The following is a 6,803-nucleotide window of genomic DNA, read 5'->3' on the forward strand; positions in this document are numbered from 1 at the left end:
GGCCGCCACCATTGCCGCCGCCGTGACCACCGCCATTGCCACCGCCGTGGCCGCCRCCATTGCCGCCACCGTGACCGCCGCCATTGCCACCGCCGTGGCCGCCACCATTGCCGCCGCCGTGRCCGCCRCCATTGCCACCGCCGTGGCCGCCACCATTGCCGCCGCCGTGACCACCGCCATTGCCACCGCCGTGGCCGCCGCCATTGCCACCGCCGTGACCGCCACCATTGCCACCGCCGTGGCCGCCGCCTGAGCCACCGTTGCCACCGGAGCCACCGCTACCGCCGGAACCGCCACTGCCGCCGGAACGGCCGTCACCTCCGGAGCCGCCACCGCCGCCCGAACTGCCGCTCCCACCGGACCCAGCGCCCCCACCGGGCCCAGCGCCCCCACCGGATCCACCGCCTCCGCCGGACCCGCCGCCCGAACCCGAACCGCTGCTGTTGCTCGCTGTGCTGGCGCCGCCGCCAGCAGGATTTCCGCCTTCGCCGCCGTTGCCGTTACCGTTGCCTGCCGGATTTCCGGCGCTGCCGGGTGCTCCTGAAGACAGTGCTCCCGTTGTCAGCGGCGGGCACGCCCAGTACTCGCCGCCGTCCTGCTGGTAGAGGGCACATGCCTGATTGGGCGCGCGCGTCCGGCGACCGTTGGGGGTGACAGCGGTGTAATACTGAACGCCGCCAGGGGCAGCCCCCTGGAAGGCGGGCGCCCCGGTGCCGATCGCCGCCGTGGCGCGCGGTGGACAGGCCCACAAGGGTCCGCTGTCATATTCCTGAATGACACAGTCCCGACTCGGCGCCCGCGTTTTGCGCCCGTTGGCCGTGACCGCGTTGTAATACCGCACCCCGCCGGGACCGGGGAGGCTGGAAGCCGATCCGGATGTCGCAGCCGCACTGCTCGCGGACCAATCCAGGCCTACAGGTCCACTCATCCTGTTGCGGCCGGACGGATCGCACTGCCAGAGCCTCTGGCTTCCGATGAGTTTGCTTTCGCAGGAACGATAGGGCTGTTGCGTCGGAGTGCCGTCTATCGCGAGGCCTTCATAATATTCGGGAAGGCCACGAGCGGCAGGATTCTGTGCGTAGGATAATGTTGATGTTGTAGCAAGCAAGCCGGCAATCAGTATGCTGGATTTTAGATATTTCATAGCAATGCCTCCCGCCCAGGGAGGCATTAAGCCGCCAGGGCGCTAATTGGTTTTTCTTTGAAATGCGAAGTTCATCTTCAATATTTTTCGTGCTTTCTCATTTTTGAACATATCGAGATTTGTTGGTTTTGCTCAATTTGGCTTTTACGCTAGGTCGTTTCTCCTTAGGGGGGATTTGCCTACACCCCGCACGAGGCTCCCTCGTCATCCGAAAAGGTAGGCATTCCGGCCAGAGGGCTCGAAAGTGCAGCATCTCGCATTAGCCCGTTGCAGGAACGGCAGGGCGCGAAAGTGGTAGATTGCATCTGCGCGCAGGGTGTCGGCGCACGCGAAGGCGAACGAATTGAGTGTGCTTCGACGGCCGTACGGCCAATTTCGTCGTTCGGGCTCTGGGTTGCGCGAAGGCACGGCGGGAAATGCCTGACGAATTTGCCTGGGAATTTCATCGGAACTTACGGTTCCCATGGCGGCAGTTCGGTGCTATCTCGTTGCGCGTCGCATGTGGCCGTCGAGGAGCGTGTGCGATCGTTTCGTGAGTGATTTGATGCACTTGCAGACAGTCGGGGTATAGCGCAGCCCGGTAGCGCATCTGCTTTGGGAGCAGAGGGTCCCAGGTTCGAATCCTGGTGCCCCGACCATTCTCGAGATCGCCTGGCCCGCTGTCGCGGGCCAATGGAATGACGAGCTGACGGCCGAGCCAGAGCATGACCGCACGCATTTACCGCCCAGCCCGCAATGCCATGCAGTCCGGCACGGCAAAGACCGAGCGCTGGCTGCTGGAATTCGAGCCGGAGCAGCCGCGCCAGATCGAACCGCTGATGGGGTGGACATCCTCTGCCGATATGAAGAGCCAGGTGAAACTCTGGTTCGACACGGAGGATGAGGCAGTGGCCTATGCCACGCGCAACGGCATCGCCTATCGGGTGGAGCAGCCCCATGTGCCGAAGCGGCGCGGCATGGCCTATTCGGATAACTTCAAGTTCAATCGTGTCGGGCAGTGGACCCACTGACCAACCATTTGGCGCCTGACCGGGCGCTTTCGACTACGGGCCCGTAGCTCAGTTGGATAGAGCAGCAGCCTTCTAAGCTGCTGGTCGCAGGTTCGAATCCTGCCGGGCTCGCCACTTCTATCGATCGCAGTCGCGGGACGCGCTGAGATCCACCAAGAATCGCACAGACGGATTCCCGCGATGAGCGACGTGAAGGACAGCAACGGCAATGTCCTGAGGGACGGCGATTCCGTGACGCTGATCAAGGATCTCAAGGTGAAGGGGACCTCCGTCACCTTGAAACGCGGTACCCTGGTCAAGAACATCCGCCTGACCGGCAGCGAGGATGAGATCGAGTGCAACGCCGAGAAGGTGAAGGGACTTGTGCTCAGAACGGAATTCCTGAAGAAGGCCTGACGCTGGCCCGAAGGGTCCAACCTTCTCCCCCGAGTTTCGGAGCCGCCGRAATCGACGGCGCCTGCGCATCGTAGGTCGAAGATCATCCGGCCGAAAAGGACGAAGGCCGCGAGGACTGCGCCAGAGAAGCCTGGCCACGGATAATCCTCCTGCCTCGTCGTCGCGGTTGCGGCGCCCGCAAGGGATATCCTGCGTTTGGCTTGCAGGAGGGGAGGTGGCGTCGTAAACGGCGTGCGTCGCCGGGACGCGGGCCGTTTTGCCTTGATCGCGCCCGAAAGCCCCGCCATGCCGGCGGCGCCCTGGGTCGATACCTGGCCTTGCGACATTCATGCCTGCGATGAACGCGACCTGGCCGGTCGCGAGGATGGACAATGCTTTCGCTCCGGCCCGTGTTTGACCGCATCTCCGTTTTCGCATCGGCCAGCCATTGGCGCGCCTGCGTCTTCCTGCTTCTGCTCTCCCTCGCAGCCTTCCTGCCGGGATTCACGAGCCTCCAGCCGCTCGATCGCGACGAACCGCGCTTCGCCCAGGCGAGCAAACAGATGCTCGAGACCGGCGATTTCGTCGATATCCGCTTCCAGCAGGAGGCGCGGCACAAGAAGCCCGTCGGAATCTATTGGCTGCAGAGCGCGGCTGTGACCGCCGGCGAGGCGCTGGGTGTCCAGGACCCTCGTCATCAGATCTGGCTCTATCGCGTGCCGTCGCTGATCGGCGCGGTTGCCACGGTGCTGCTGACCTATTGGGCGCTGCTCGCCTTCTTCAGCCCGGGCGTGGCGCTGCTCGGCGGGGCTCTGATGGCCGCTGCTGTGCTGCTCGGCGTCGAAGCCCGGATCGCCAAGACCGATGCGGTGCTCGCAGCCTGCGCGGTGGCGACGATGGGGGCATTGGCGCGCGCCTGGCTGGATTGGACCCGCTCGCTCGCCTTCGTGCCGGACCGCCGCAACTGGCTGGTTTTCTGGGGCGCGACAGCGATTGCCCTGCTGATCAAGGGGCCGATCGTGCCGATGGTCTGGGGACTCGCCACGATCGTGCTATGCATCCGCGAGCGCTCCTGGCGTTGGTTCTCATCGTTGCGCCCGTCCTGGGGGCTGCTGCTTTGCCTGCTCGTCGTGCTGCCCTGGTTCGTGGCGATCGCCTGGAAGACCGGCGGCAGTTTCTTCACGGCCAGCGTCGGCAACGATATGTTGGGCAAGGTCGCGGAGGGCCAGGAGAAGCACTGGGGTCCGCCCGGGCTCTATCTGCTGATCTTCTTCGGCACCTATTGGCCGGCGGCTGCTTTCGCCGCGATGGCGATCCCCTTTGCCTGGGTGCGTCGCCGCGAGCCGCAGATCATCTTCCTGCTGGCCTGGATCGTGCCGTCCTGGATCGTCTTCGAGGCGGTGCCGACCAAGCTGCCGCATTACGTGCTGCCGCTCTATCCGGCGGTCACGACGCTGCTGCTTCTGGCGATGGTCAATGGCGGCATCGATCGCCTTCGGCGTGGCGCGACCGCGACCGCCGCGCTGGTCCTGCTGGTCCCGACGGCGCTTGTCGGCGTGATCATCTATGCCAACTGGACGCTGGATCGCACCGTACCCTATCTCGCACTTCCAGTTTTCGCGCTGGCGCTGTTCGTGGCCTGGCGCGTCGTCATGGCGTTCCGGCAGGGCGACCTGGAGGGTGCGCTCTGGCGCTGCGTCCTGGCGAGCCTCCTGCTCTCGATCGGCGTCTACGGCTTTGCGATCGAGAGCCTGCGTTCGCTCAAGCTCTCGCCCCGTCTGGCGGAAGCCGTCCGGGCGGTCGGCTGTGCCGATCCCGCAGTGATGACCGTGGGTTATCGCGAGCCGAGCCTCGTCTTCCTGACCGGGACCGATCTTGCCATGGGGCCGAATGGTGCGGCGGCCGCTGCCTTCCTGAAGGAGCCCGGCTGCCGGATCGCGCTCGTCGAAAAACGCTTCGAAGCGGAGTTCCATGCCGGCGTCGCCGCCGCCGGGATCACGCCACGTCTCGTCACCTCGATTCCCGGCTTCAATCTCAATGGCGGCAAGCGGCTCGAGATGGCCGTGTTCGCGCGACAGTGAAACCTGCTTGCCCTGTTTGCGCGCTTGACGCAGTTTGCGCGCCGTTTTCCCGGATGAAGCTTTCGTGACCGAKACACAACCCATCACCTTGCCGCAACTCAGCGTTGTCGTGCCCGTTCGCAACGAAGTCGGCAATGTCGGGCCGCTGCTGGCCGATATCGAGGCGGCCTGCCAAACGCTCGGCGCCTTCGAGGTGATCTATGTCAATGACGGCTCGACCGATGGCACGGCGGCCGCGCTGCGCGAGCTCGGCACGACGCGCCCCTGGCTGCGTGCGATCCGCCACGAACAATCCTGCGGGCAGAGCGCGGCTGTGCGTACCGGTGTCCGCCACGCCCGGGCGCCGGTCGTGGTGACGCTCGACGGTGACGGCCAGAACGATCCGGCCTTCATCCCGGCGATGGTGCAGGCCCTGCACAAGGCCGGATTGCAGGCCGGGCTCGTCCAGGGCCAGCGTGTCGGACGCAAGGATACCGGCTTCAAGAAATGGCAGTCGCGCATTGCCAATGGCGTCCGCGGCCGCATTCTCAAGGACGGCACCCGCGACACGGGCTGCGGGCTGAAATGCTTCCGCCGTGAAGCCTATCTCGCCTTGCCCTATTTCGATGCGCTGCACCGGTTCATGCCGGCCCTGATGGTGCGGGAGGGCTACCAGGTCACGCATGTCGACGTACGCGATCGCCCGCGCCTGACCGGTGTCTCCAATTATGGCTTCTTCGACCGGCTCTGGGTCGGTATTCTTGATCTCGCCGGCGTCTGGTGGCTGATCCGCCGTCGCAAGCGCGTGCCGCAGATCGTGCCGGAGACGCTCTGATGCTGATCGACCTCCAGCAAATGATCGGCGAATATTTTCACGACGTCTTCGTGAACAATATCGACTGGTGGGTTCTGCTTGGCGTCGTGGCGCAGGCGCTCTTCACCATGCGCTTCGTGGTGCAATGGCTGGCGAGCGAGAAGGCCAAGCGGTCGGTCGTGCCGATGACCTTCTGGTGGTTCTCGATCGGCGGCGGAGCCCTGCTGCTGGTCTATGCGCTTTACCGCCGTGACCCGGTCTTCATTCTCGGGCAGGGCTTCGGCCTGTTCGTCTATTGCCGCAACCTGCAATTCGTCCTGCGCGCCAGGGCGAGGGGCGAGGATACCAACGCCGGTCCGGGCTAAAGCACGTCCTGACCACTGGATTGCGGCTTGCGGGAAAGCCGCTGAGCTAACCGACTTCGAAATCGCTGGCCGCGAAGCCGTATCGCGCCATCATGGCGCGGTGCCAATCGCTGCCGATCAGCCCGTCGAGAGCCTGATCGAACCGGGTCCGCAGATCCGCCTGCGATCTGGCGAAGGCAAAGGCGCCCTTTGCGGGTTCTCTGTCCTTCGCTTCGGCGGCCACGGGCACGATGGCAAGGGAGGCATCGGGGGTGTGACCGAGGAAGCCACGATGCGCCATGGCGACGCTGGCATAGGCCTCGGCACCTCGATCCCTGACCATCTGCACGGCGTCTTCCTGCGTCGCGACGCGCAAGACGCGGTTTCGCGGAATGCCGGCCGCGAGGCCCGACTGCTCCTGGACCTGGTCGGCCACCACAACGAGGCGGGCGCTTCCATCCTGCGCCAGCGCCTCGTAACTGCAGAAGCGATCTTCATCACCGTGCCTGACGAGGAGTCCGTCGCTCAGCGCCCAGACTGGCCGGCTGAAATCGACGCTTCTCTTCCGCTCCGGCGTGACGAAGAGCGGCGTGGTGATGGTCCAGCGCCCATCGACAAGGCCTGGCAGCAACTCGGAGAAGCTGGTCAGGCGCATCTCGACCGAGACAATGCCGATCTCCCGCAAGGTCTCGGTCATCAACTCGACATCGCTGCCGAGCGCGCGGCCATCGGGGCCGGGCCAGCAGAAGGGCGGCTCATCGAGATAGGCGAAAATGATCGCCTCTCGCATCGCCGCTCCGGCCTTTGGAATCACACCGCTGCCCGGAGGCGGGCAAAGCCGGCATCAAGATCGTCCTTGAGATCTTCGAGATCCTCCAGTCCGATATGGAAGCGGATGGTCGGCCCCTTGAAATCAGGCTCCGTTGCCGTGCGATAGCCCTTGCAGTCGAAGGGGAGGGCAAGGCTTTCATAGCCGCCCCAGGAGGCCCCCATCCCGAACAGGGTAAGTCCGTCGAGCATCGCACCGACAGCCTTCTGCGCCACCGGCTTCAACTC

Annotated in this window: 8 protein-coding genes and 2 tRNA genes; 8 read left to right on the top strand and 2 right to left on the bottom strand. The window is 64.8% G+C overall.

The window, feature by feature from the left end; all coding sequences use genetic code 11:
* The 8 genes from AC1DRP_RS33585 to AC1DRP_RS33620 form a co-directional block, all read left to right on the top strand.
* Nucleotides 1-253: hypothetical protein (locus AC1DRP_RS33585; protein WP_476770788.1), on the top strand; the 253-nt coding region annotated here is incomplete at its 5' end.
* A 1,452-nt stretch (nt 254-1,705) separates the two neighbouring features.
* Nucleotides 1,706-1,782: transfer RNA gene (locus AC1DRP_RS33590), tRNA-Pro, on the top strand.
* Between the two features lie 66 nt (nt 1,783-1,848).
* Nucleotides 1,849-2,154, top strand: coding sequence for an ETC complex I subunit (locus AC1DRP_RS33595; protein ID WP_441490017.1), 306 nt, complete (start codon nt 1,849-1,851; stop codon nt 2,152-2,154).
* Nucleotides 2,155-2,191: 37 nt separating this feature from the next.
* A tRNA-Arg gene (locus AC1DRP_RS33600) sits at nt 2,192-2,268 on the top strand.
* A 66-nt stretch (nt 2,269-2,334) separates the two neighbouring features.
* Nucleotides 2,335-2,550: an alkylphosphonate utilization protein gene (locus tag AC1DRP_RS33605; protein ID WP_441490018.1), complete on the top strand. Its 216-nt coding sequence runs from the start codon at nt 2,335-2,337 to the stop codon at nt 2,548-2,550.
* Between the two features lie 371 nt (nt 2,551-2,921).
* Nucleotides 2,922-4,610 (top strand): ArnT family glycosyltransferase, encoded by a 1,689-nt coding sequence (locus AC1DRP_RS33610; protein WP_441505475.1) that lies wholly within the window; start codon nt 2,922-2,924, stop codon nt 4,608-4,610.
* A gap of 64 nt (nt 4,611-4,674) precedes the next feature.
* Nucleotides 4,675-5,424, top strand: coding sequence for a glycosyltransferase family 2 protein (locus AC1DRP_RS33615; RefSeq protein WP_476770789.1), 750 nt, complete (start codon nt 4,675-4,677; stop codon nt 5,422-5,424).
* Nucleotides 5,424-5,768, top strand: coding sequence for a lipid-A-disaccharide synthase N-terminal domain-containing protein (locus AC1DRP_RS33620; RefSeq protein WP_113519074.1), 345 nt, complete (start codon nt 5,424-5,426; stop codon nt 5,766-5,768). Before AC1DRP_RS33615 ends, AC1DRP_RS33620 begins: the two co-directional genes overlap by 1 nt.
* 46 nt (nt 5,769-5,814) lie before the next feature.
* Here AC1DRP_RS33620 and AC1DRP_RS33625 read toward each other — a convergent pair whose 3' ends face one another.
* Together AC1DRP_RS33625 and AC1DRP_RS33630 are read right to left on the bottom strand one after the other, a co-directional pair.
* Nucleotides 5,815-6,537 (bottom strand): transporter substrate-binding domain-containing protein, encoded by a 723-nt coding sequence (locus AC1DRP_RS33625; protein ID WP_441505477.1) that lies wholly within the window; start codon nt 6,535-6,537, stop codon nt 5,815-5,817.
* 20 nt (nt 6,538-6,557) lie between these two features.
* Nucleotides 6,558-6,803 (bottom strand): PLP-dependent transferase (locus tag AC1DRP_RS33630; RefSeq protein WP_476770790.1); only part of this gene is annotated, 246 nt, incomplete at its 5' end.

This window comes from Allobosea sp. 01N443 (genome assembly GCF_056399325.1).

Excerpts from the sequence above, each read along its gene's own strand:
- AC1DRP_RS33595 (WP_441490017.1), top strand. The coding sequence starts at position 1,849 with ATGACCGCACGCATTTACCGCCCAGCCCGCAATGCCATGCAGTCCGGC.
- AC1DRP_RS33605 (WP_441490018.1), top strand. The coding sequence starts at position 2,335 with ATGAGCGACGTGAAGGACAGCAACGGCAATGTCCTGAGGGACGGCGAT.
- AC1DRP_RS33610 (WP_441505475.1), top strand. The coding sequence starts at position 2,922 with ATGCTTTCGCTCCGGCCCGTGTTTGACCGCATCTCCGTTTTCGCATCG.
- AC1DRP_RS33620 (WP_113519074.1), top strand. The coding sequence starts at position 5,424 with ATGCTGATCGACCTCCAGCAAATGATCGGCGAATATTTTCACGACGTC.
- AC1DRP_RS33625 (WP_441505477.1), bottom strand. The coding sequence starts at position 6,537 with ATGCGAGAGGCGATCATTTTCGCCTATCTCGATGAGCCGCCCTTCTGC.